This is a genomic window from Pseudomonas sp. ok266, from assembly GCF_900110195.1.
GTDB lineage: Bacteria > Pseudomonadota > Gammaproteobacteria > Pseudomonadales > Pseudomonadaceae > Aquipseudomonas > Aquipseudomonas neuropathica.
In genome coordinates this window covers 385,929-410,679 of record NZ_FOCU01000006.1, presented here as the reverse complement: position 1 = coordinate 410,679, position 24,751 = coordinate 385,929, and the positions used below count along the sequence as shown (strand labels likewise).

Sequence of the window (24,751 nt, the reverse complement as noted above, 5' to 3'; positions counted from 1 at the left end):
TGCAGGATTCGGCTATTGCCTCCTGCATCGCCTCCCTAATCTGACCTGGCCTGAACAATAACAATGGAGGCCCCGGCCATGTCCCTGGGAATCGACTACCTCAATGCCATGCTTGAAGAAGACAAGGAGAAGGGCGCCTACCGCTGCAAGCGGGAGATGTTCACCGATCCGCGGCTGTTCGAACTGGAGATGGCGCACATCTTCGAAGGCAACTGGATTTACCTCGCCCACGAAAGCCAGCTCCCCAACAACAACGATTTTCTGACCACGACCATGGGGCGTCAGCCGATCTTCATCGCGCGCAACAAGGACGGTGTGCTCAATGCGTTCCTCAATGCCTGCAGCCATCGCGGCGCCATGTTGTGCCGGCACAAGTCCGGCAACCGCTCCAGCTACACCTGCCCGTTCCACGGCTGGACGTTCAACAACAGTGGCAAACTGCTCAAGGTCAAAGACCCGAGCGAAGCCGGTTATCCCGCAGGCTTCAACTGCGAAGGCTCCCATGATCTGACCAAAGTTGCGCGTTTCGAGTCCTATCGCGGCTTTCTGTTCGGCAGCCTCAATGCTGATGTGAAATCCCTCGCTGAGCATCTGGGCGAATCGGCAAAAATCATCGACATGATCGTCGACCAGTCGCCAGAAGGCCTGGAAGTGCTGCGCGGTTCCAGCTCCTACATCTACGAAGGCAATTGGAAACTCACCGCTGAAAATGGCGCCGACGGTTACCACGTCAGCTCGGTGCACTGGAACTACGCCGCCACCCAGAACCAGCGCCAGCAACGCGAAGCGGGTGAAGCGATCAAGACCATGAGCGCCGGCAGCTGGGCGAAGAAGGGCGGCGGTTTTTACTCCTTCGACCACGGCCATCTGCTGCTCTGGACCCGCTGGGCCAACCCCGAAGACCGTCCCGCCTACGAGCGCCGCGATGAACTCGCCCGTGATTTCGGTCAGGCTCGAGCCGACTGGATGATCGAAAACTCGCGCAACCTGTGCCTGTACCCGAACGTGTATCTGATGGATCAGTTCAGTTCGCAGATCCGCATCGCCCGGCCAATCTCGGTCGACAAGACTGAAATCACCATTTACTGCATCGCCCCCAAAGGCGAGAGCGCCGAGGCCCGTGCCAAACGCATTCGTCAGTACGAAGACTTCTTCAATGTCAGCGGCATGGCCACGCCGGATGACCTGGAAGAGTTCCGCTCGTGCCAGACCGGTTACGGCGCCGGGCGTGGCTGGAACGACATGTCCCGGGGCGCGACCCACTGGGTTGAAGGCGCCGACGCAGCAGCCGAAGAAATCGACCTTAAACCACTGCTCTCCGGCATGCGCACCGAAGACGAAGGCCTGTTCGTGCTGCAACACAAGTACTGGCAGGAAACCATGCTCAAAGCCGCTGCCAGCGAATCACAACTGATCCCTGTGGAGGCCGTGTGATGAGCAACCTCTACGACAGCGTGCGCGATTTTCTCTACCGCGAAGCGCGCTATCTCGATGACGGCCAGTGGGATCAATGGCTGGAGCTGTACGCCGCCGATGCGACTTTCTGGATGCCGGCCTGGGACGACAACGACACCCTCACCGAAGACCCGCAAAGCGAAATCTCGCTGATCTGGTACGGCAACCGTGGCGGCCTCGAAGACCGCATCTTCCGGATCAAGACCGAGCGCTCCAGCGCGACCATTCCCGACACTCGCACCTCACACAACCTGAGCAACATCGAGATCGTCGAGCACAGCGAAGGGCAATGCCAAGTGCGTTTCAACTGGCACACCTTGAGCTTCCGCTATCAGGTCACCGACAGCTACTTCGGCAGCAGTTTCTACACCCTCGATCTGCGTGGCGAACAGCCGCTGATCAAGGCCAAGAAAGTCGTGCTGAAAAACGATTACGTCCGTCAGGTCATCGACATCTACCACATCTAGTCGACACGGCGAGGTGCACCATGAATTTCCAGATTGCGCTTAATTTCGAAGACGGCGTCACCCGTTTCATCGAGGCCGGCGGCCATGAAACCGTCGCCGACGCGGCGTATCGCCAAGGCATCAACATCCCGCTGGACTGCCGCGATGGCGCCTGCGGCACCTGCAAATGTTTCGCCGAGGCAGGGCGTTACGACATGGGTGACAATTTCATCGAAGACGCCTTGAGCGCCGATGAACTCGCGCAAGGTTATGTGCTGACCTGCCAGATGCGCGCTGAAAGCGATTGTGTGGTGCGAGTGCCGGCCGGCTCGCAGGTGTGCAAGACCGAACAAGCGAATTTCCAGGCATCGATCAGCACTGTTCGGCAATTGTCCGAGAGCACTATCGCGCTGTCGATCAAGGGCGAGGCGCTGAGCAAACTGGCGTTTCTGCCGGGCCAGTACGTCAATCTGCAAGTGCCCGGCAGCGAGCAGACCCGCGCTTATTCCTTCAGCTCATTGCAGAAAAACGGCGAGGTCAGCTTTCTGATTCGTAACGTGCCTGGTGGCTTGATGAGCAGCTTTCTCACCGGGTTGGCCAAGGCCGGCGACAGCATGAACCTGGCCGGGCCGTTGGGCAGTTTCTACCTGCGCGAAATCAAGCGGCCGCTGCTGTTGTTGGCGGGCGGCACCGGCCTGGCACCGTTCACCGCGATGCTGGAAAAGATCGCCGAGCAGGGCTGCGATCATCCCGTGCATTTGATCTACGGCGTGACCAACGATTTCGATCTGGTCGAACTCGATCGTCTCGAAGCCTTCGCCGCCCGCATTCCCGACTTCAGTTTCGGCGCCTGCGTGGCCAACCCGCTGAGTGCGCATCCACTCAAGGGCTACGTCACCCAGCACATTGAACCGCGCCACCTCAATGAAGGCGATGTCGACGTGTACCTCTGCGGCCCGCCGCCGATGGTCGAAGCGGTCAGCCACTACATCCGCGAGCAGGGCATCACCCCGGCGAACTTCTACTACGAAAAGTTCGCTGCTGCGGCTGCCTGAAACCCTTCTTTCGAGGTTGTCATGAACAACAGATTCTCCAACAAGGTCGCGCTGGTCACCGGCGCGGCGCAGGGTATCGGCCGCCGCGTCTGCGAACGCCTGCTGAACGAAGGCGCACAAGTCGTCGCCGTCGATCGCTCTGAACTGGTTCACGAACTGCAAGGCGAGGGCGTTCTCGCGCTGACCGCCGACCTTGAGCAATACACCGATTGCGCGCGGGTCATGGCTGAAGCCATCAACACCTTCGGCCGTCTCGACATTTTGATCAACAACGTCGGCGGCACGATCTGGGCCAAGCCGTTCGAGCATTACGAAGTCGAACAGATTGAAGCGGAAGTGCGCCGTTCGCTGTTCCCGACGCTGTGGTGCTGCCACGCAGCGCTGCCGTACATGCTCAAGCAAGGGCGCGGCGCCATCGTCAACGTTTCATCGATTGCCACCCGCAGCGTCAATCGGGTGCCGTACGGCGCCGCCAAGGGCGGCATCAACGCACTCACAGCATGTCTGGCCTTCGAAAACGCAGAGCGCGGCATTCGCGTCAACGCCACGGCTCCGGGTGGCACCGAAGCGCCGCCCCGGCGCATCCCGCGCAATGCCGCCGAACCGTCAGCGCAGGAGCAGGCCTGGTATCAAGAGATCGTCGCGCAAACCCTCGACAGCAGCCTGATGAAACGCTACGGCAGCCTCGACGAACAGGTCGGCGCGATCCTCTTTCTGGCTTCCGATGACGCCTCGTACATCACCGGCGTGACGTTGCCGGTCGGTGGCGGCGACCTCGGTTGACTACTTTTCAAGGGACATTGAAATGCAGCGAATTCTGATTGAAAACCTGACGACCATCATCGTCGACCTGCCGACCATTCGCCCGCACAAACTGGCGATGCACACGATGCAGAAGCAGACTCTGGTGATTCTGCGACTGCGCTGCAGCGATGGTATTGAAGGCATCGGCGAAGCCACCACCATCGGCGGTCTCGCTTACGGTTATGAAAGCCCGGAAAGCATCAAAGCCAATATCGACGCGCATCTGGCGCCGGCGCTGGTGGGTATGGACGCCAACAACATCAACGCGGCGATGCAGCGGCTCGACAAGATCGCCAAGGGCAATACCTTCGCCAAGTCCGGCATCGAAAGTGCACTGCTCGATGCCCAGGGCAAGCGCCTCGGTCTGCCGGTCAGCGAGTTGCTTGGCGGCCGCGTGCGAGACAGCCTTGAAGTGGCCTGGACCCTGGCCAGCGGCGACACCGCCCGCGACATCGCCGAAGCCGAGCAGATGCTCGAAGCACGTCGCCATCGCATCTTCAAATTGAAGATCGGCGCCAACCCGCTGGAGCAGGATCTCAAGCACGTCGTGGCGATCAAAAAAGCCTTGGGCGAGCGCGCCAGTGTGCGGGTTGACGTTAACCAGTATTGGGACGAATCCCAGGCGATTCGCGGCTGCCAGGTGCTCGGTGACAACGGCATCGACCTGATTGAACAACCGATTTCACGGGTCAACCGTTCCGGGCAGATTCGCCTGAATCAGCGCAGTCCGGCGCCGATCATGGCCGACGAATCGATCGAAAGCGTCGAGGATGCTTTCAGCCTCGCCGCCGACGGCGCCGCCAGTGTGTTCGCCCTGAAAATCGCCAAGAACGGTGGTCCGCGTGCCGTGCTCAGAACCGCGCAGATCGCCGAAGCCGCCGGCATTGCGCTGTATGGCGGCACCATGCTCGAAGGCTCCATCGGCACGCTGGCTTCGGCGCACGCCTTCCTCACGCTCAAGCAACTGACCTGGGACACCGAACTGTTCGGCCCGTTGTTGCTGACCGAAGACATCGTCACCGAAACGCCGCAGTACCGCGATTTCCACTTGCACGTCCCACGAACTCCAGGCCTGGGCCTGACGCTGGATGAAGAGCGTCTGGCGCGTTTTCGTCGCCACTGAATCAGGAGAACCAGCATGTTGTTCCACGTAAAAATGACCGTGAAATTGCCCGTCGACATGGACCCGTCATTGGCCACCCGGCTCAAGGCTGACGAGAAGGAACTGGCCCAACGGCTGCAACGCGAAGGCATATGGCGACACCTGTGGCGCATCGCTGGGCATTACGCCAATTACAGCGTGTTCGATGTGCCGAGCGTCGAGGCGCTGCACGACACGTTGATGCTTTTGCCGTTGTTCCCCTACATGGACATCGAGGTCGACGGCCTGTGCCGGCATCCGTCGTCGATCCACAGCGACGACCGCTAATTCTGAGCTCGCCGCATTTCCCTTGTGGGAGCGAGCTTGCTCGCGAAAGCGGTGAGCCAGTCACCATAGATGCTGAATGACACAACGCATTCGCGAGCAAGCTCGCTCCCACAGGGGAAGTGCGCTGAGTAAGAGAACTGCGCCAACAAAACAACAAGATGAGGTAAACCACCATGACCGTGAAAATTGCCCACACCGCCGAGTTGCAAGCCTTCTTCAAAGAAGCCGCCGGTTTCGCCAACGACGAGGGTAACTCCCGGCTGAAAACCATCGTTCTGCGGATCTTGCAGGACAGCGCGAAAATCATCGAAGACCTCGAAATCAGCGAGGACGAGTTCTGGAAAGCGGTCGACTATCTCAATCGTCTGGGCGCTCGTTCGGAGGCGGGATTACTGGTCGCCGGCCTTGGCATCGAGCACTTCCTCGACCTGTTGCAGGACGCCAAGGATGCACAGATCGGCTTGACCGGCGGCACACCACGCACCATCGAAGGCCCGCTGTACGTGGCCGGCGCGCCGCTGTGTGAAGGCGAGTGCCGCATGGATGACGGCAGCGAGGAGGGTGTCGCCACCGTCATGCACCTCGAAGGCCAGGTGTTCGATCTGTATGGCCAGCCGTTGTCCGGCGCCACCGTTGACCTGTGGCACGCCAACACCAAGGGCACCTATTCGTTTTTCGATCCGAGCCAGTCTGAGTACAACCTGCGTCGACGCATCATCACCGACGCCGAAGGCCGCTACCGCGCTCGCAGCATCGTGCCGTCCGGCTACGGCTGCGACCCGCAAGGGCCGACCCAGGAATGCCTGAACCAACTCGGCCGCCATGGCCAGCGTCCGGCCCATGTGCATTTCTTTATCAGCGCGCCGGGGCATCGGCACCTGACCACGCAGATCAATCTGTCGGGTGATCAATACCTGTGGGATGACTTCGCCTACGCGACCCGTGAAGGCTTGGTCGGGGAGGTGGTGTTCCGTGAAGACGCAGCGTCGGGGCGTTATGCCGAGCTGAAGTTCGACTTCCAGCTGCAACCGGCGCCGGACGCCAGTGCCGAACAACGCAGCCAACGGCCACGTGCGTTGCAGGACGCATGATACCGAGTCGTCAGTGCCCCTCACCCTAGCCCTCTCCCAGAGGGAGAGGGGACTGATCTGATCTGGCTTAATGATTCTGGACACCCCTAAAGGGCGTTAATCTACGCCCAACGAAGAGGTGTGATTTGACCAGAAGATATTTTTCGACAGATTTCAAACGGGATGCGGCTTGCCTGGTTTTGGATAAAGACTATTCGGTGAGTGAAGCCTGCGAAGCAATGGGCGTGGGCCCTACAGCTCTGCGCCGCTGGGTTGAGCAACTGCGTGCGGAGCGCAGCGGCAAGACGCCTGAGAAGTCCAAGGCCATGACCGTTGACCAACAACGCATCCAGGAACTGGAAGCAACAATTCGACGGATTGAGCGCGAGAAGGAAATTTTAAAAAAGGCTACAGCTCTCTTGATGTCGGATTCCCTCGATCGGTAAGGCTGGTCGAGGAGTTAAGCGAGCAATATCCAAGATCCGAGTTGTGTGGCGTGTTTGGTATCAACCGCAGCAGTTATTACGAGCGTCTGAAACAGCGGGCGAAAGTGCATGTCGGACGCGATCGCCTAAAGATCAAGGCTGCCGAATTACATGAGCAAAGTCGCGGCTCAATGGGCGCGCGCAGCCTGTCAAAAGCGCTGTGTAACGAAAAAGAGTCGGTAGGTCGTTACATGGCTCGTAGCCTGATGCGCGAGCTCGGTTTGAAGAGCCAGCAACGGCGCAGGCATCGGTACAAACCTAGCGGTGCGGAGGCGCAATACGCCCCAAATCATTTGGAGCGTAAATTCAATGTCGAGGCCCCCAATCGAGTGTGGTGTGGCGACGTGACTTACATTTGGGCCGGTACTTACTGGGTTTATCTGGCTGCTGTACTTGATCTGCATGCCCGCCGCATCGTCGGCTGGGCGATGTCCAGAAGTCCGGATTCAGCTCTGACCTGTCGAGCGTTAAAGATGGCTTTCGAGTCGCGAGGACGCCCTGAAAACCTAATGTTCCATTCGGATCAGGGTTGCCATTACAGCAGCAAAATGTTCCGTGAAACGCTGTCGGAGATGCGGATAAAACAAAGCATGAGTCGACGAGGAAACTGCTGGGATAACGCCCCGATGGAGCGTTTCTTTGGCAGTTTGAAATCTGAATGGATACCCAAGGCTGGCTACCGAAACGAAGATGAGGCCAGTACCGATGTGTTGCGCTACCTGACCCATTATTACAATCGGATCAGGCTGCACAGTCACAACGGATATCGGACTCCGGTAGCAATGGAAGCCTTGGCAGCATGAGAAATGACCTAAACCCTATAACCGTGTCCAGTATCGTTTGACCAGATCAATCGGGGTGATCTTGAGTGCTACGTCGACCTGAACGTTTTGTACCGAATCCAACCTGGTCGTTCAGGTCGATGCATAACGCTAAACAACTCGGTCGGCTCCCTCCGGGAGAGGGTTGGGAGGGTACTGACCGAGTCGATATTTAGTGCTACGCCGACCTGAACAGTTTGTGCCGAATCCATAATCGACTCGGTCGTTCAGGTCGATGTATCGCGATATACACCTCGGTCGGCTCCCTCTCCCTCCGGGAGAGGGCTGGGGTGAGGGGAAATCAGGCCTAAGGTAATGCGAAAAAGATATTGGCTACGTATTTTTAAGATCGTTTAGTTTTGTCGCAACGACGAATCAAAACGCATCAAACCGATAGACCCCCGATTGCCATGACGGCACACGCTGAATCGATCACAGGTTCTTCAGGTTTGATTCACACGGGAGTGAATCATGCCGCATACCCTCGACATCACCGCATTACCGACGCTGGACCTGTCGCTGTTCGAAGGCACGACGCAACAGCGCTACGAATTTCTTGAAAACCTGCGCGATGCCGCCCGTGACGTCGGGTTCTTCTACCTGACCGGGCATGGCATCGACAGCGCTTTGCTCAAGCAGGTACAGGCCTACGCCCGCCAGTTTTTCGCTTTGCCCGACAGCGAGAAAAACGCCGTCGGCATGATCAATTCACCGCACTTTCGCGGTTACAACCGTGCCGCCTCGGAGATCACCCGTGGCCAGCCCGATCTGCGTGAACAGTTCGATCTGGGCGCCGAGCGCGAGGTGTTGCCATTGACGGCGGACAGCCCGTCCTGGGCGCGGCTGCAAGGCCCCAACCAATGGCCGGCGGCACTGCCGGAACTGAAACCTTTGCTGCTGGAATGGCAAGAGGCGATGACGCGGATGTCGTTGCGCCTGCTGCGAGCGTTCGCTCAGGCACTCTCGCTGCGCGCCGATGCGTTTGATCAGCTCTACGGCGACAAACCCAACGAACACATCAAATTGATGCGTTATCCCGGTCAATCCAGCGAGTCAAGCCACCAAGGTGTCGGCGCACACAAGGACTCCGGGTTCCTCAGCTTCCTCCTGCAAGACCAACAGGCCGGTCTGCAAGTCGAAATCGAAGAGGGCCGCTGGATCGATGCGTTGCCACGCGAGAACACCCTGGTGGTGAACATCGGCGAATTGCTCGAACTGGCCAGCAACGGTTATCTGCGGGCCACGGTACATCGCGTGGTTTCGCCACCGGCGGGTAGCGAACGCCTGTCTGTCGCGTTCTTCCTTGGCGCGCAACTGGATGCCGTGGTGCCGCTGTATCCGCTGCCCACCGCACTGTTGCGCGAGGCGCGCGGGCCGGCGAGTGATCCGCTCAATCCGCTGTTTCGCGATGTCGGCTGGAACTACCTCAAGGGTCGTTTGCGCTCGCATCCGGATGTCGCGCAGCGCTTCTACGCCGATGCACTGCTGCCGCCACCGCCCGTTCGTAAATCCGCATGACTCAACCACCGCTCAAGGACTCCGCACATGATCAAGAAAGCAGGTTTGACCCTGGCCGTGCTCGGCGCACTGGTGACGTCGTTTGGTGCGCAGGCGCTGGAGCCGTTGCGCGTCGCCGCCGATCCGGTGCCCCACGCGCAGATTCTGACGTACATCCAGAAAATCGATCCGCAGCTAAATCTTAAAGTCATCGAGATCCCCAACGGGGTGAACTCCAATGAGCTGTTGGTACACGGTGATGTCGACGCCAATTACTTCCAGCACCTGCCGTACCTGAAATCCCAGGAAAAGGCCCTCGGCGAAAAACTCGCGGTGGCCGCCACGGTGCATATCGAGCCCTTGGGCATCTACTCGCACCGGCACAAAAGCTTCGCCGACGTGCCGGTAAAAGGCACCGTCGCCGTGCCCAACAACGTCACCAACCTGAGCCGCGCGCTGTACCTGTTGCAGGACAACGGTCTGATCAAGCTCAAACCCGGCTTCAACGATCCGGCGACCGATCAGGCGACGCCCAAGGACATCGCCGAAAACCCGAAACAACTGAAGATTCTCGAGATCGAATCGCCGCAGATTCCGCGCTCGCTGGACGACGTCGATCTGGCCGTGATCAACGGCAACTACGCGCTCGACGCAGGCCTGGTGCCGGCCAAGGATGCCTTGGGTCTGGAGAAAGCCGAGCACAACCCCTACGCCAACATTCTGGTGACCACACCCAAGCTCGAACACGACCCGCGTATCGCGCAACTGGCCAAGGACCTGACATCGCCCGAGGTCGCCAAATACATCACCGACAACTTCGCCGGCTCGGTGATTCCGGTGGCGGGCGGCAAGCCATGATCGCCGTCGAGCAGTTGAGCAAGACTTATCCTTCGGCCGCGCAACCGGCACTCGATCAGGTCTCGCTGAGCATTCCCGACGGTGCGGTCTACGGGATTCTCGGGCGCAGCGGCGCGGGTAAGTCGACGTTGCTGCGCTGCCTCAATCTGCTCGAACGACCGGACAGTGGGCGCATTCTGCTCGATGGCATCGACCTGACGACGCTGCCGGTCAGCGAACTGCGCCAGCAGCGTCAGCGCATCGGCATGATCTTCCAAGGCTTCAACCTGCTGCATTCGCGCACGGTGTTCGACAACATCGCGGTGCCGCTGGAGATCGCCAAAGTCGGCAAGCCGTGGCGCCATGTGCGGGTTCGCGAACTGCTCGAGCTGGTTGGCTTGAGTGACAAGGCGCAGGCCTTTCCCTCGCAGTTGTCCGGCGGGCAGAAACAGCGCGTCGGCATTGCCCGCGCTTTGGCCGCTGAGCCGGCGTATTTGCTCTCGGACGAGGCCACCAGTGCGCTCGACCCGGAAACCACCGAATCGATCCTGCAATTGCTGCGCGATATCAATCGGCAACTGGGCGTGACCATCGTGTTGATCACCCACGAACTGGACGTGGTCAAGTCGATCTGCGATCACGCCGCGTTCATGGCCAATGGACGTCTGGTCGAGGCTGGGCCGGTGCCACGGCTGCTGGCCGATGCGCAATCGCAACTGGGCGCTTCGCTGCGACCGACCTGCGGTTTGCCGCTGGGCCACGCTGAGCCGGGCCTGAGTTTTCTAAAACAATACGGCGTACGAGCGGCGCACTCATGAACCGCACGGTCAATTGGGATGAAATCCTGCAACTGGTGTTCAACGCCACCGGTGAAACCCTGTACATGGTCCTGCTCGCGGGGCTGTTCACGCTGCTGATCGGTTTGCCGCTGGGCGTGTTGCTGTTCATCAGTCGTCGCGACGGACTGCTGCCGATGCCACGCTTGAATGCCGTGCTGGGTGGCGTGGTCAACCTCGGCCGTTCACTGCCATTCGTGGTGATGCTGATCGCCCTGATCCCGCTGACGCGGCTGGTGGTCGGCACAACGCTGGGCAGCACCGCCGCTGTGGTGCCGATCACCATCGGCGCGTTTCCGTTTTTCGCACGCATCGTCGAAAACGCTCTGGACGAAGTCGACAAGGGGCGCATCGAAGCGATCCTCGCCATGGGCGGCGACATCTGTCATGTGATCTTCAAGGTGTTGCTACCCGAAGCGCTGCCGGCGTTGTTGGCCGGGATCACCTTGACGCTGGTGATGCTGATCGGTTTTTCCTCGATGGCCGGCGTGATCGGCGGTGGCGGGCTCGGTGATCTGGCGATCCGTTACGGCTATCAGCGGTTCAATAATGAAGTGATGGTTGCCACGGTGGTGGTGTTGGTGATCCTCGTCCAAGGCGTGCAAAGCCTGGGTGATCGATTGGTTCGTTCGCTGGCGCATCGCCGCTAAGGAATTGTATGAGTGTGCCGGTCGCCGTCGTCCGCGAACCGCTGATTCGTGTACGTGAGCTAAGCAAAATATTTGGCGCGAGCCGGGCGCTGGACGCGGTCAGCCTGGACATCTATCCCGCCGAAGTGGTGGCGCTGCTCGGCGCCAATGGTGCGGGTAAGTCGACTCTGGTGAAGATCCTCGCGGGCAGCCAGACTGCCGACGCTGGCGAGATCTGGCTGGAGGGCGCGCCACGCCATTTCAGTTCGCCGCTGTCGGCGCGACGCTTCGGTATTGTCGCGGTGCACCAACAGATCAACGAGGGCATCGCACCGGGTCTGAGCGTCGCGGAAAACCTCCTGCTCGATGAACTGTGCAAGCCGGACGCGGACTTCTGGCTCAATCGCCAACGCCTGCTGGAACGCGCTGCGAGCATCGCCGCCGGGCTGGGATTGACCTTGCCCCTGGAGCAGCCGATTGAGCATCTCGGTCAGGCCGAACGGCAATTGGTGGTGCTCGCTCGAGCCTTGGCGTTGCAGCCGCGCCTGTTGATTCTGGATGAGCCGACCGCCGCGCTCTCCGATGCCGAGGCGCAGCGGCTGTTTGGATTGATCGACACCTTGCGCACTCGCGGTGTGGCGATTCTGTACATCTCCCATCGACTCTCCGACCTGCAACGCGTGGCGGATCGCGCCATCGTTCTGCGTGATGGCCAGTTCGCGGGCGAGTTCACGGCGCGGCAATTGCCGGAAGCGGTGAGCGCCATGCTCGGGCAGGCGCTGGCCGAGCATGTTTATCAGCCAAGCGTGGCCGGGCGCGAGGTGTTGAAAATCAGCGCCATGCAAATCCTGCCGCGCTCCGCCGCGTTCGATCTGAGCCTGCACGAGAATGAAGTGGTGGTGCTCACCGGGCTGTTGGGTGCCGGTAAAAGCGAAATCGCCGAGGTGCTGTTCGGTCTGCGTAAAGCGTCCTCGGGCCGCTTGCAACTGGATGGCGCGGACTGGCGTGCGGACTCGCCACGCCAGTCCATTCAAAGCGGGGTGTTCTTCGCGGCCGAAGATCGCGCCAGTCAATCGCTGGTGCCGGATTTCTCTTTGCGTCGCACCCTGACTTTGCCGTTTCTCGAGCGCTTCACCCGCGGCGGTTTTATCCGCAACCGCGCCGAAGCAGCAGCGGTCGAGGCACAAGTGGCGGCGCTGGGGATCAAGACTGTCGGTATCGATGTGCCGATGACTGCGCTATCGGGCGGCAATCAGCAGAAAGTCGTGCTCGGCCGCTGGCTGCTCGGCGAAGGGCGGGTATTGATCCTTGATGAACCCTTTCAAGGCGTTGACGTGCGCGCCCGCCGCGACATCGGCCAACTGCTGCGCGACAGCGCCGAGGGGCGCGCGACTTTAGTGATTTGCGCCGACGTCGATGAAGCCCTGGAAATTGCCGACCGCATTCTGCTGGTGCGCGATCACGCCGTGGTCGCCGAGTACCCGCGTGCCGGCCTCAATCGTGCTGATCTGGTCGCTGCACTGGCGGGCAGCGACGCCACCGAACATTCCCCTCAAGCCACGCCAAGGAGCAGAGCGAGTGCCTGATTCAAGTTCACTGTTATCGACCGAGTCGGCACGCGCCGAACGTCTGCTGCACGTATTGATCCGCTACGGCCTGCTGTGGCTGCTGGCGCTGATCGTGGTGTTTTTCAGTGTGTCCGAGCCGGCATTCCTGCGCGTCGGCAACCTGTTCAGCATCCTGCAATCGGTGTCGATTGTCGCGCTGCTGGCGTTGGGCGTGACGCTGACCATGTCCGTGGGCGGCCTCGATCTGTCGATTGGCGCGGTGGCGGCGATGAGCCTGATGATCGCCAGTTACGTGATGGTCGTGCTCGGCTTGGGCGCGGTGCCGGCGGTGTTGATCAGTCTGGCCGGTGGGGCGCTGGTCGGCCTGCTCAACGGCTGGCTGATCGTCAAACTGCGGGTGCCGGACATTCTCGCGACGCTGGGCAGCATGTTTCTGGTAATCGGCGTGCAATTGATTCCCACCGGCGGACGCTCGATTGCGGTAGGCATGACGCTGCCCAGCGGTGAGGAAACCGAAGGTACCTTCAGTGCTGCGTTTCTGGCGCTGGGGCGTGGGCGGTTGTGGGAGGTGGTGCCGATTCCGGTGTTGATCACGGCGGTGGTCGCGATCGCAGTGTGGCTGTTTCTCGAGCGCACGCGCATTGGTCGTTTGTTCTATGCCATCGGCGGCAACGAGCAAGCCGCACGACTGGCCGGTGCACCGGTGCAGCGCTTCAAGTTATTGGCTTACGTGCTCTCGGCGTTGCTCGCATCGCTGGGTGGATTGTTGCTCGCGGCGCGCTTGGGCCGTGGTGACGTCAGTTCCGGTAACGGTCTGGTGCTGGATGCCCTCGGCGCGGCGCTGATCGGGTTTGCCGTACTCGGCGCGAAGAAGCCCAACGCCTTTGGCACCCTGGTCGGCGCGCTGCTGGTGGCGGCGTTGCTCAACGGTCTGACCATGCTCAACGCGCCGTATTACGCGCAGGATTTCGTCAAGGGACTGGTGCTGGTGCTGGCCCTGATGTTCACGTTCGGCCTCGCGCATCGGGCGCGTTGAGCCGCTTTATGCAAGGAAGTTGTATGCACGGTTCAATCACACAGTTCGCCCGTCACTGCCTCGCCGGTGCGCTGCTTTCGGCATTGGCGCTGAGCGCGCAGGCCAAAGCCTTGCCCGGCGCGCCCGCACCGTTCGACAAAGGTCAGGTGCAGATCGCGCTGGTGGGGTATTTGTTCTCCGGGGACTTCCCCGAGGCGTATTTGCGCGGCGTCGAAAAACAGACCGAAGCACTGGGTGCCAACCTGCGGGTATTCGATGCCCGGCAGCAAGCGGCGAGTCAGGGCGAGATGATCGATCAGGCAGTCGATCTGGGCGTCGACGGCATCATCGTCCAACTCGGCTTGGCCGAAACCCTTAAAGCACCGATTGATCGCGCTATCGCTAAAGGCATCAAAGTCGTCGCTTTCGATGTCGATCTGAACACCCCGCAAGTGACCCAGGTCGAGCAGGACCACCATGCGCTGGCGCGTCTGGCCCTCGATCAAGCCGTCAAGGACAACGGCACGAAGTTTGATGCCGGCTACGTGTACATCAGCGGTTTTACGCCGATGGAGCGCCGCGACGAGATCTGGAGTCAGGTCAAGAAAGCCAATCCGGGGATCGTCGAGAAGGCACGCTTTGGCACACTGAATCCGCCGATTGCCAACTCCGTGGCGGATCAGGCCAGCGCCGTGCTTCGAGCCAATCCAGGCATCAGCGTGATCTTTGCCCCGTTCGATGAGTTCGCCAAAGGCGCAAAAATCGCCGTCGACGAAGCGGGGCTGGCGAGTAAGGTCAAGATCTACAGCGCCGATATTTCCACTGCCGATATTCAAATCATGAAAGAGCCGGACAGCGCCTGGGCGGCGACGGCAGCGGTCAATCCGCAAGTGGCCGGGGCAATCAGTGTGCGCAGTCTGGCGATGTTGATTGCCGGGGAAAATCCGGGGCATCAGGTGCTGGTACCGCCGACACTGATTACTCGTCAACAGTTGCTGGATCTGGATGTGAAAAACGTGCGTGATCTGGCGCAGAAACTCCCGGCCTTCGGTGATACCGCGAATGTCGCACGGGCGTCGTGGATCCCGGTGGCCAACTAGAACATTTGCCACGACGTCGCCCCTGTGGGAGCGAGCCTGCTCGCGAAGAGGTCCGATCAGTTGATATCTCTGTTGACTGACCCAGCGCTTTCGCGAGCAGGCTCGCTCCCACAGGGGTCACGTGTAGTTGCGCAAACTGAGGGAGTTCTGGAGCTTACATGCACAACAAAGCTGACCGCTTACGCAAAAGCCGTTCCCCGAAAACTGATCCGGCGCTCGGTAAACGACTGCCCCCAGGCCAAGTGCTGACGGAGCGTTTTCCAATCCTGCACGAAGGTGAAATACCGGAATACGACCTCGCCAACTGGTCGCTGCGCCTGTTCGGCACGGTCGACCAGCCAATCGAATTACGTTATGCCGATCTGCAGGCACTGCCGCAACGACAACTGCGCTGCGACATCCATTGCGTGACACGCTGGTCGAAGTTCGACACCGAGTGGAGTGGGGTGCATCTGCAGGATTTGTTGCAGGCGTTCGATATCCAGCCGACATCAGCGTTCGTCATGGCTCATGCCGACCCCGATTACCAGACCAACTTGCGACTCGATGATCTGTTACCCCCCGACAGTCTGTTGGCCACCCACTACGCCGGCCAGCCGCTGAGCGCGCAACATGGCTGGCCACTGCGGCTGGTGGTGGCGGGGCGGTATTTCTGGAAGAGCGCGAAGTGGTTGCGCGGGCTTGAATTCGTCGAGCAGGAGCAAGCGGGATTCTGGGAGCGCAATGGCTTTCATCTGCACGCCGATCCGTTTGCCGAACAGCGTTTCAGTGGTGATGAACTGGATATTGCCGAGGATGCCTGGCTGGAAAAAGAGTTCGACTAAGTTTTCTAGACGCAACCTGTTCAAACATTGAAATACGATCAACCTGTGGGAGCGAGCCTGCTCGCGAAGGGGCCGGGCCAGCTGCCTCTTTGGTGACTGATCCAGCGCTTTCGCGAGCAGGCTCGCTCCCACAGGGGGGGGATGTGTTCCGCACCTTGCTTAGTTGTAGGTTAGTTGGTTCTGGTGTTGGCTAAGCAACACTTATGTTGAACTAAGAACAATCCTTTAGAGCGATCTAACCTAAGCGTTATTGGTTCTTTTGCGATCAACTGAAGCTCGTCTAGCATCGGGCTTCAAGGGGAAACGTCTCACGCTGGGGAAACTGCAATTCACCGTAAAAAAGCTTCACTGCCTTCCAGAAATCCAAAACTACAGCAGACATTGCCGCGCATTGCTTGCCGAACTTTATTGTCGGTAACGGCCGGGTATTAACTGCGATTCAAGGAGCTGTTATATGCATTACCGTTCCCGTTCATTACTGGCGGCCGCTGTCGTGTCCGCTATTTGGCAACTTCCGGCCAACGCCGAAGAAACTTCCGTCAGCGCCGACAGCGAATCCCGACTCGGCACGGTGTTGGTCACCGGCACCCGGGGTACTTCGCGTACCGTGCTGGATTCGCCGGTTCCGGTCGATGTGCTCACCGCCGAAGACCTCAAATCCGCCGGCGCCGCTGATGGTGAACTGGGCGCGGCGTTGCAGACGTTATTGCCATCCTTCAGCCTACCGCGCCAATCCAACTCCGGCGGCGCCGACCATGTGCGCGCGGCGCAACTGCGTGGCATGAGCCCGGATCAGGTGCTGGTGCTGGTCAACGGCAAGCGCCGCCACACCTCAGCGGTGGTCAACGACTCGTCGAAGATTGGTCGCGGTACTGCGCCGGTCGACTTCAACTCGATCCCGCTCAGCGCTATCAAACGTATCGAAGTGCTGCGTGACGGTGCCGGCGCGCAGTACGGTTCAGATGCGATTGCCGGGGTGATCAACATCATCCTCGACGACGCGCCCGAGGGCGGCGAAGTGTCGACCAGTTATGGCGCTTATCACACCCATCAGGACGCCATCGGCAAGACCACCACCGACGGCCAGAACAGCGTGACCACGGCGAAGATCGGCACGCGTTTAGGTGAGGAGGGCGGGTTTATCCGTGGCGGCACCGAATACAAGGATCGCAACCCGACCAACCGCGCCGGTTTTGACGGCTTTGCCGATACCCCCGGCCAGCGCAACTATGTGATGGGCGACGGCGTCGCGCGGGACGTCAACCTCTGGTTCAACAGCGAACTGCCGCTGGCCGGCGGCAAGGCTTACAGCTTCGGTACTTACAACCAGCGCCACACCACCGGCGCCGAGTTCTATCGCTATCCGTACGAACAGCCGCAGTTCTACCCCAACGGCTACTTGCCGCAATCGCTCGGCGACAACAAGGACATCTCCGCCACCGCCGGTTTCAAGGGCCTGATCGGTGACGAGTGGGATTTCGACAGCAGCGTCACCCACGGTCGCAACCGCTTCGATGGATCGACCCGGCGCACGCTGAACGTCAGCCTTGGAGAAGACTCGCCGACGAAGTTCGACACTGGCGATTACGAGCTGCGCCAGACCACCACCAACCTCGATTTCAGCCGCGAACTGCGTCTCGGCGAGCGCTCCTTTGTATTGGCGGTTGGCGGCGAATACCGCTATGAAAACTACCTGACCTATGCCGGTGACGAGGCCTCCTACATCGGCTCCGGAGCCGACGGCGCCAACGGCCTGCGCCCGAGCGAAGAGTCGGATCTGGATCGCAACGTGTTCGGCACTTACGCCGAGTTGTCCGGCGATCTCACTGATCGCTTCTTCGTCGACGCCGCGACCCGCTGGGAACATTACGACGATGCCGGCAGCAAACTCACCGGCAAACTCAGCGGTCGCTACAAGCTCACCGAGCAATGGGCCTTGCGCGGTGCGGTATCGAACAACTTCCGCGCACCGTCGCTGGCCCAAAGCGGCTTCCAGAACACCACCAGCAACTTCGGCGATGGCGGCACGCTGACTGACATCCGCGTGCTCTCGGTCAACGACCCGATCGCCCGCGCACTGGGCGCCGAGAAGCTTGATCCGGAAACCTCGAAGAACTTCAGCCTCGGGCTGACCTTCCAGTTGAACGAACGCTTCGACGCCTCGCTGGACGTGTTCCGCATCGACGTCAAAGACCGCATCACCCTGTCGCAACGCATTGGCAGCGATGCGCTGGAAAACTACATCAACGACAACTTCGGCGTTGCTGGCGTGCACGACGTCAACTTCTTCACCAACGCCGCCGACACCAGCACCGACGGTGCCGAACTGGTGCTCAACTACCATCAGCCGTTTTACGAAGGGCAACTGGGTCTGACCACCGCGTACACCTACAACCACACCAAAGTCACCAGCACCAAAGGCACGCCGTCGCAACTGACGGCGCTGGGCATCGGCAATGACGCCCTCGTTGGCGTCGAAGAAACCAACACCCTGACTGACGCGGCGCCAAAGGATCGCTTCATCTTTTCCGCCAACTGGGCCAGTGAACACTGGGGCCTGCTCGGGCGGTTGACGCGCCAGGGTGAGACCACCCGCGTGTTCGATTTCGGCGACTCGCAACCGGAGCAAACCTACGGTGCCGTGTGGCAACTGGACGCCGAGGTGGCCTACAAATTCACTCCGAAATTCAACATTGCCGTGGGCGGCAACAACCTCACCGACAACTACCCGGAACGCTCCGGTTCGGCGATCAACTACGGCGGCAACCTGCCGTACGACGTGCTCTCGCCAATCGGCACCAACGGGGCCTACTACTACGCTCGCGCCACCTATGGTTTCTGACGCAGGGCCGGGGCGGCACCTGCCGGTGTTTCAGGCGTTGCTGATCACGCTGGGCATGGTGATCACCACCGATATTCTGAAAACCGCGCCGACCGTGGCCCTCAACGTCGGGCCAGAGCATTTCTATCTGGTGTGGGTGCTGGGCGGTGTCGCGTCGATGATTGGCGCGCTGTGTTTTGCCGAGATGGCCACGGCGTTTCCGCACCCGGGCGGCGATTATCACTTTCTGCGCACGGTGTATGGCGAGCGCATGGGATTCTTGTTCGCCTGGTCGCGGTTTTCGGTGATGCACACCGGGTGGATTGCTTTGTCGGCGTTCATGTTTGCCGATTACGTCAACGCGGTGGTGCCGCTGGGTCAGTACGGCTCGGGGCTGTTTGCCGGGGCGGTGATTGCCGCGCTGGTGTTGCTCAATCTGACGGGCAAACGCATTGGTTTTATCACCCAGACCTTGTTGGTGGGACTGTTGGCACTGGGCTTTTTGAGCATTGCCAGTGCCGGCGTTTTTTTGGCTTGGCAAGGCATCGAAGCGCCTGCGCCGAGTCTTGCGCCCGTCGCGGAAAAAACCGGTATGGCCGGGTTTTCGGCGGCGATGATTTTCGTCTTTCTGGCGTTCGGCGGCTGGAGCGATGCGGCGACGTTGTCGGCGGAAGTGCGTGATGGCCGGCGGGGGATTTTCATCGCCATGCTCGGTGCGCTGAGCGTGTTGATGGCGATCTATCTGGCGCTCAATTGGGCGTTCGTTCAGGGTCTGGGATTCGCCGGACTGGCGGCCAGCAATGCACCGGCGGTTGAGTTGTTGAACCGTGCATTCGGTGCGCCCGGTGTCATGCTGATTTTGCTGATGGTCGGCATCGCCGCGATCGCTACGATCAATTCGACCCTGCTGGTCGGCGCGCGCACCACTTACGCGGCCGCGCGTGATGTGCCGCAACTGCGCGGTTTCGGCGAATGGGACGATCGGCATGGCGTACCGCGTAAAGCGCTGCTGGCGGAAGGTGCGGTGGCGTTGTTGCTGGTGCTGTTTGGCAGTTTTACCCAGAGCGGTTTCAACACAATGGTCGAGTACCTGACCCCGGTGTACTGGCTGTTTCTGAGTTTGAGCAGTGTGGCGCTGATCATTCTGCGGCGGCGTTTTCCCGAGGTGCCGAGGCCGGTCAAGGTGCCGTTGTATCCGCTGTTGCCGCTGCTGTTTTTCGGGTTGTGCCTGTACATGCTGTATTCCAGCGTGACGGTGGTGGGGGTTGGGGCGTTTTTGGGGATTGGAGTGTTGCTGGTTGGTACCGTGCTATTGGCCGGGTTGAGCCGTTTAAAAGCGAACCCTCACCCCAGCCCTCTCCCGGAGGGAGAGGGGGCCGACCGAGGTGTCTTGCGTGATACATCGACCTGACAGACTGAGTCGATTATGGATTCAGTGAAGCAAATACAGGTCGAGGTCGATTATGGATTCGGTGAGGCAAATACAGGTCGAAATCGATTATGGATTCAGTGAGGCAAATACAGGTCGAAATCGATTACGGATTCAGTGAAGCACGTTCAGGTCGGCGTACTTCTCCAATATCCCCCAATCAGTTCCCTCTCCCTTTGGGAGAGGGCTAGGGTGAGGGGCTTCTGATTCTAGAAGGACACCTCCGCCGGCTGCGACAACCGCAGCACCGACAAATCCCCGGTAATACGCTTGTAAGCCAGGCGAATCGCTTCGATGTTGCCCGCATTCTTCGGGCTGTTCTCATGCAAGATCACAATCACCTTGGTGCTCAAGCGCTCAGGCTCCTTCGCGCCCTTATCCCGCCACTGCCCATACGCATCGAACACACTGAAACCATCAGGAAATCGCGACGTCACCTCCTGATCAAGAAACTCGCGCCAGCGCGCCGGGCTGACTGCACCGTCCTTGCCATCGATCGGACCAACGGAGAAGTACAACTCGGTGCGAATCCACTGCGCCTGCGCCGGCCGCGAAATATCACCTTGCAAGGTCGAACTGACGGGATCATGGGTGTGAACGGACGCAGGAGGAGGGCTGGCACAACCGGCGACGGCGACGAACAGCGCCGCCAGTAGAAAACGTCGAGGCATGGAACATCCTTATTGAACGATGAGTAAACCGCTCAAGTATAAGGTTGCCGTCTGACCGCCAATAAAGACCTAAAAAGCAGGCATTTAGGCGCTTCCGGAATAACCCTTCACCGCGCAAAAATTGTGGGAGCGAGCCTGCTCGCGAAAGCGATTTTTCAGACAGCGAAAATATTCCATGCCAGAGCCTTACCGATTCATTACGCACTCGCCGGCGGTTTCGCCAACGCAATCTCTGCCGCACCCAGCCGCTTGAGAATCTCGAACAACAAATCACTTTTGGTCACCCCGACAATCCTCGGACTGCCCACATAACCAGTCACCGTCAAGGTAATCCCGTCCGGCGACAACTTGCTGAAGCGCACAAAAGGGGCTGGCTTATCGAGGATGGTTTCGTTCTCCTTGTACGTGTTGAGCAACAGTTCCTTGACCTCTTCGGGATCGATATCCAGCGGGAACACCAGTTCCAGTGACGCCACGCCTTGCGCGCTGCCGCCCAGCGTGACGTTGCGCAGGTTCTGCGAGATCAGTTGCGAGTTGGGCACGATGACGATCGAGCGGTCGCTGAGCTGGATTTCCGTGGCGCGCACGTTGATGCGGCGGATGTCGCCTTCGACGCCACTGATGCTGATCAGGTCGCCGACCTTCACCGGTCGTTCAGTCAACAGAATCAGGCCGGAGACGAAGTTCTTCACAATCTCTTGCAAACCGAAGCCGATACCCACCGACAGCGCACTGACGATCCACGCCAGATTGGTCCACTGCACGCCCAGCGACGACAGCGTCAGCAGAATCACGAAGGCGTAACCGATGTTGGAAAACAGCGTGCTCAACGAGGCACACATGCCCGGGTCCATGTCGGTCCTGGGCAGGAACTCGTTGTCGAGCCAGCGACTCAGGGCGCGGATCAGCCAGATGCCGATCATCAGCGCCAGCACGGCATTGAGCAGGTGGCCGGGGACGATGTTCAGCTTGCGCAACCCGGCGCCGCCAAGGATCGCCATGATGTTGCTCGCCAGTTGCCCGAGCGTGGTGCCGATGCCACCGACAAACAGAGCGATCACTGCCAGCAGCATCAGCGCGGCCCGACTGAAGCCGGACAGCAGGATCGAGATCTGATCGAGGCGGCGATCACCGATGCCCAATAACTGTTTGAGCGCCTTGCCGCTCGCATGTCTGGGTGAAAATACGTGCTCGCAGGCGTCCTTGATCAACTGGATCAGCAGGTAGAAACCCGATAAGACAATGTACGCCCACACCAGCTCATAACTGATGAACCGCGCCAGCGACACGTAGCCGGCGAGCAGGGCAATCGCCGAGACAAACATCGAGACGCTGGCGATGGTGTAAATCACCCCGGCAAACGTACTGTTCGCTGCTGCCGCATCATTGGCCGCGACCAGCGCCTTGCGCACTTTGCCGACGCGCAACAACAGGACCGTCACGATCGCCAGCACAACGATCGAAATGACCCCGCGTCCGGCAATCACGATCTGGCTGCTCATGCCGGTGGCATTGCTCACCTGCACCAGTGTCACCAGCACCAATAACGTGCAGGACAGAATGCGCGGATAGGGCCTGAGCGCCAGCGCCACCTGATCGGCAATCGCCGGCAGACGCCACGAGGGATGTTCGGTCGACAGCAATGCGCGGCTCAACCCGGTGAGCAGTACGCAGGCATAGACGACCTTTTCGAACTCTTCGGAGAAGGTTTCCAGCACTGGCGGCAAAGGTTGATGACGGGTGCAGGCGTAGAACAGTAATTGCAGGGCAATGGCGGTGGTGGCGATGGTCGCCAGCGCCGAGGCGAACGCCAGCGCACTGCGGCGCAGACGTCCCTCGGGCATGCGGTAAATGCACACCCAGGTCAGACCGCGTTCGGCCAGCCGGCGACCGAAGGTCCAGATGATCAGCGCCAATAGCACCAGGATACTGGTGAAGAGGCGTTCGCCTGGCGCCCAAACCGTGGCCCAGGTATCACGTACTTGATCGACGAAAAAACGCAGACGCTGACGATCATCATCGGTCGGATTCACCAGCGGTGACCAGAAACTCGGACTCAGCACGCTGTCAGTGCCCAAGGTCAACTCGCTCTCGAGCAACGTGCGACGAATGCCAGCGATCTGCGTAATCAGATCCGCCGCGCTCTGCTTCAACGCCGCCAGGCTCTTCAGGGTTCCGTCGACCTTGCTTTTCTGCTCCGCCAGCGCTGCCCGTTGCACGACGATATCCGCCTGTTCCGCCGCCAGATCAGCATCCGGCGCCGCGCCGAGCACCCCCAACTGCACCGCCAGTTGCGCCTGCTGCGGCAACAACGCCGCCGACAACCGGTCGACATCCAGAATGAACGCCTGCACCCGATCCTGCGGGCCTTCGAGCTGGTTGTAATTGTTCGCTGCGGAAATCTGTTGCTTGAGGCCGTCGAGGCGTTGTTGCAGCGCCTGCAGTTCGCTTTGCGAAATCACCGGCAGCGGCGCGGCGGCGGTGGTTGCCGGCGCCGGCAAGTCGGCGGCCAATAGCGTCGGACTGCCGCCAACCAGCAGCATGAATGCGACAAAAAACAACGACTTCAATGTGTTGCGCATGGGTGAGGCGGCTCGAATGGATCACACAGTCTATGAGGTTAGGTGATCGAGGCGATTGGCGAGGAAAAGTTTCCGGCAGAGCAGGGTAGGTGAGCAGAACTTGCAGACGCAAAAAGCCCGACGGGTGAGGTCGGGCCTTTATTCGGTGACGGCGGTAAAGCGCTGCATTCAGACGGCGCGGCGTTCGAGCAAACGGTCGGAACCCCCTTCGGCAACGGAATCGCTGAACAGCGGATCAGTCTGGGTGGCGGCGGCTACTGCGTCGCTGAACAGCGGATCGGTTTGAGTCGCGGGAGCGGCAACAGCGTTCAGGGCGAACAATGAGAAAGCGATGCTGAGAAGGGCTTGGCGTTTCATGAGTGTGTGCTCCTTGGGGTAGTGGTCAGGTCTGGAGCCGATGTTACGCCGTGCTATTGATAAGAGAGCTTCATTGAATCAATGGTTGTTATTGATGCGGTTAATGGCTGTGCTTTGTGAAGGCGCAACCCTGCACTCAGTCATAGCCGATCTTGACCTGCGCACTGATCAGCTCGGCCAGCATCCGTACAGGTTCGGTGAAGGTCTGGCGCGATCGGTGCACCAGCCCGATATCACGGTGGAACGTGTGCTGACCGAGGTCGAGCACCCGGACGCCGGCAGGCCAGGCAAAGTCGGGCGCCGTCTGCGGCACCAGCGCCACGCCGACACCGTTTTCGACCAGTTTGATAATTGCCTCCAGTTCATCCAGCTCGCAGACCTCGTGCAGGGTGAAATGCATCTGCCGTAAAAAGCGGTCGACCTGCCTGCCTCCGAAAGAGGAGCGGTCGTATCGAATGAATGGCTGGCTGGAAAGCAATTGGGCCCAGTCATCGCCCGGCACATCGCGTGGCACGATCAACCGGTAAGGCTCCAGCGCCAGCGTGGTCCAGCGCAGATCACTTTGCAGTGAGAAGGGGGGTCGGATGATCACGGCCATGTCGATCTCGCCAGCATCCACCAGGTTGACCAGTTCCATCGACAACCCCGGAACGATCCGGGATCTGCACTGCGGGCAGTGCTGGTGAAACTTCGCGAGTGCATCGGGTAGATAAGAGCGCTGCACCGACGCAATGGCGCCGATGTTGACCAGCACGCTGGGCGGCAGCCCCACCGTTGTCGAGCCGAGGCTGTCGTAGAGCCTGAGCAGTTCTTGCGCTTGCAGCAGTATCTGGTGGCCCATTCTGTTGAGGTGTGCCGAGCGCCCCTTTCGGTCGAAAAGCTCGAAGCCGAGTTCGGCTTCCAGGCGCTGGATCTGGGCGCTGACGGCAGCCTGCGTGAGGCCGATCCTGTTGCCGGCTGCAGCGAAAGTACCTTCGCGTGCTACGGCGATGAGTGTCTTCAGTTCTTTGATCATTCACA

Annotated in this window: 22 protein-coding genes; 18 read left to right on the top strand and 4 right to left on the bottom strand. The window is 60.1% G+C overall.

Features of this window, described 5'->3' with window-relative positions:
* Nucleotides 1–78: 78 nt before the first annotated feature.
* The 18 genes from benA (at nucleotide 79) to BMY54_RS13825 (ending at nucleotide 20,103) form a co-directional block, all read left to right on the top strand.
* On the top strand, nucleotides 79–1,434 hold the full coding sequence (gene benA / locus BMY54_RS13910; RefSeq protein ID WP_093433482.1) for a benzoate 1,2-dioxygenase large subunit: 1,356 nt from the start codon (nucleotides 79–81) through the stop codon (nucleotides 1,432–1,434).
* Nucleotides 1,434–1,922, top strand: a complete 489-nt coding sequence (gene benB / locus BMY54_RS13905; RefSeq protein WP_093433479.1) for a benzoate 1,2-dioxygenase small subunit — start codon at nucleotides 1,434–1,436, stop codon at nucleotides 1,920–1,922. Before benA ends, benB begins: the two co-directional genes overlap by 1 nt.
* A gap of 20 nt (nucleotides 1,923–1,942) precedes the next feature.
* Complete coding sequence (gene benC / locus BMY54_RS13900; protein ID WP_093433476.1) at nucleotides 1,943–2,956, top strand: benzoate 1,2-dioxygenase electron transfer component BenC; 1,014 nt, start codon at nucleotides 1,943–1,945, stop codon at nucleotides 2,954–2,956.
* A 21-nt stretch (nucleotides 2,957–2,977) separates the two neighbouring features.
* Nucleotides 2,978–3,739 (top strand): 1,6-dihydroxycyclohexa-2,4-diene-1-carboxylate dehydrogenase, encoded by a 762-nt coding sequence (locus tag BMY54_RS13895; RefSeq protein WP_093433473.1) that lies wholly within the window; start codon nucleotides 2,978–2,980, stop codon nucleotides 3,737–3,739.
* Nucleotides 3,740–3,761: 22 nt separating this feature from the next.
* Nucleotides 3,762–4,883: a muconate cycloisomerase family protein gene (locus BMY54_RS13890; protein ID WP_093433469.1), complete on the top strand. Its 1,122-nt coding sequence runs from the start codon at nucleotides 3,762–3,764 to the stop codon at nucleotides 4,881–4,883.
* Nucleotides 4,884–4,898: 15 nt separating this feature from the next.
* Complete coding sequence (gene catC / locus BMY54_RS13885) at nucleotides 4,899–5,189, top strand: muconolactone Delta-isomerase (protein ID WP_093433466.1); 291 nt, start codon at nucleotides 4,899–4,901, stop codon at nucleotides 5,187–5,189.
* A gap of 173 nt (nucleotides 5,190–5,362) precedes the next feature.
* Nucleotides 5,363–6,280, top strand: a complete 918-nt coding sequence (gene catA, locus BMY54_RS13880; protein ID WP_093433463.1) for a catechol 1,2-dioxygenase — start codon at nucleotides 5,363–5,365, stop codon at nucleotides 6,278–6,280.
* Nucleotides 6,281–6,405: 125 nt separating this feature from the next.
* Nucleotides 6,406–7,547 (top strand): IS3 family transposase gene (locus tag BMY54_RS13875; protein WP_225919934.1). Its coding sequence is split into 2 segments (ribosomal slippage): nucleotides 6,406–6,667 and nucleotides 6,667–7,547, totalling 1,143 coding nucleotides; the frame shifts between segments, so codons are not numbered across the junction.
* Between the two features lie 489 nt (nucleotides 7,548–8,036).
* Nucleotides 8,037–9,083, top strand: coding sequence for an isopenicillin N synthase family dioxygenase (locus tag BMY54_RS13870; protein WP_093433460.1), 1,047 nt, complete (start codon nucleotides 8,037–8,039; stop codon nucleotides 9,081–9,083).
* A 27-nt stretch (nucleotides 9,084–9,110) separates the two neighbouring features.
* Nucleotides 9,111–9,920 (top strand): MetQ/NlpA family ABC transporter substrate-binding protein, encoded by an 810-nt coding sequence (locus tag BMY54_RS13865; RefSeq protein ID WP_093433458.1) that lies wholly within the window; start codon nucleotides 9,111–9,113, stop codon nucleotides 9,918–9,920.
* The gene (locus BMY54_RS13860) at nucleotides 9,917–10,717 is read left to right on the top strand and encodes a methionine ABC transporter ATP-binding protein (protein ID WP_093433455.1); all 801 of its coding nucleotides are present in this window, start codon (nucleotides 9,917–9,919) and stop codon (nucleotides 10,715–10,717) included. The genes BMY54_RS13865 and BMY54_RS13860 overlap by 4 nt, the downstream gene beginning before the upstream one ends.
* A complete protein-coding gene (locus BMY54_RS13855; RefSeq protein ID WP_093433452.1) occupies nucleotides 10,714–11,385 on the top strand; it encodes a methionine ABC transporter permease in 672 nt (223 codons plus the stop codon). Before BMY54_RS13860 ends, BMY54_RS13855 begins: the two co-directional genes overlap by 4 nt.
* Nucleotides 11,386–11,393: 8 nt before the next feature.
* A complete protein-coding gene (locus tag BMY54_RS13850; RefSeq protein ID WP_093433449.1) occupies nucleotides 11,394–12,950 on the top strand; it encodes a sugar ABC transporter ATP-binding protein in 1,557 nt (518 codons plus the stop codon).
* Nucleotides 12,943–13,968: an ABC transporter permease gene (locus BMY54_RS13845; protein WP_093433446.1), complete on the top strand. Its 1,026-nt coding sequence runs from the start codon at nucleotides 12,943–12,945 to the stop codon at nucleotides 13,966–13,968. Before BMY54_RS13850 ends, BMY54_RS13845 begins: the two co-directional genes overlap by 8 nt.
* Before the next feature lie 23 nt (nucleotides 13,969–13,991).
* Entirely contained in the window at nucleotides 13,992–15,047 is a 1,056-nt protein-coding gene (locus BMY54_RS13840; RefSeq protein ID WP_093433443.1) for a substrate-binding domain-containing protein, read from the top strand.
* Nucleotides 15,048–15,205: 158 nt separating this feature from the next.
* Nucleotides 15,206–15,871, top strand: coding sequence for a sulfite oxidase-like oxidoreductase (locus BMY54_RS13835; RefSeq protein WP_093433440.1), 666 nt, complete (start codon nucleotides 15,206–15,208; stop codon nucleotides 15,869–15,871).
* A 454-nt stretch (nucleotides 15,872–16,325) separates the two neighbouring features.
* The gene (locus BMY54_RS13830) at nucleotides 16,326–18,713 is read left to right on the top strand and encodes a TonB-dependent receptor plug domain-containing protein (protein ID WP_093433437.1); all 2,388 of its coding nucleotides are present in this window, start codon (nucleotides 16,326–16,328) and stop codon (nucleotides 18,711–18,713) included.
* Entirely contained in the window at nucleotides 18,703–20,103 is a 1,401-nt protein-coding gene (locus BMY54_RS13825; protein ID WP_093433434.1) for an APC family permease, read from the top strand. The genes BMY54_RS13830 and BMY54_RS13825 overlap by 11 nt, the downstream gene beginning before the upstream one ends.
* 227 nt (nucleotides 20,104–20,330) lie before the next feature.
* On the opposite strand, the gene BMY54_RS13820 is transcribed toward BMY54_RS13825, so the two are convergent.
* The 4 genes from BMY54_RS13820 to BMY54_RS13805 all read right to left on the bottom strand — a co-directional run bounded on the left by BMY54_RS13820 (nucleotide 20,331) and on the right by BMY54_RS13805 (nucleotide 24,746).
* Nucleotides 20,331–20,792 carry a DUF3574 domain-containing protein gene (locus BMY54_RS13820; protein ID WP_093433431.1) on the bottom strand — a complete coding sequence of 154 codons (462 nt, stop codon included), beginning with the start codon at nucleotides 20,790–20,792 and terminating at the stop codon, nucleotides 20,331–20,333.
* A gap of 197 nt (nucleotides 20,793–20,989) precedes the next feature.
* The gene (locus tag BMY54_RS13815) at nucleotides 20,990–23,374 is read right to left on the bottom strand and encodes a DUF3772 domain-containing protein (protein WP_093433428.1); all 2,385 of its coding nucleotides are present in this window, start codon (nucleotides 23,372–23,374) and stop codon (nucleotides 20,990–20,992) included.
* Nucleotides 23,375–23,542: 168 nt separating this feature from the next.
* Nucleotides 23,543–23,731, bottom strand: coding sequence for a hypothetical protein (locus BMY54_RS13810; RefSeq protein WP_093433425.1), 189 nt, complete (start codon nucleotides 23,729–23,731; stop codon nucleotides 23,543–23,545).
* A 136-nt stretch (nucleotides 23,732–23,867) separates the two neighbouring features.
* Nucleotides 23,868–24,746 carry a LysR family transcriptional regulator gene (locus BMY54_RS13805; protein ID WP_093433422.1) on the bottom strand — a complete coding sequence of 293 codons (879 nt, stop codon included), beginning with the start codon at nucleotides 24,744–24,746 and terminating at the stop codon, nucleotides 23,868–23,870.
* Between the last annotated feature and the right edge of the window lie 5 nt (nucleotides 24,747–24,751).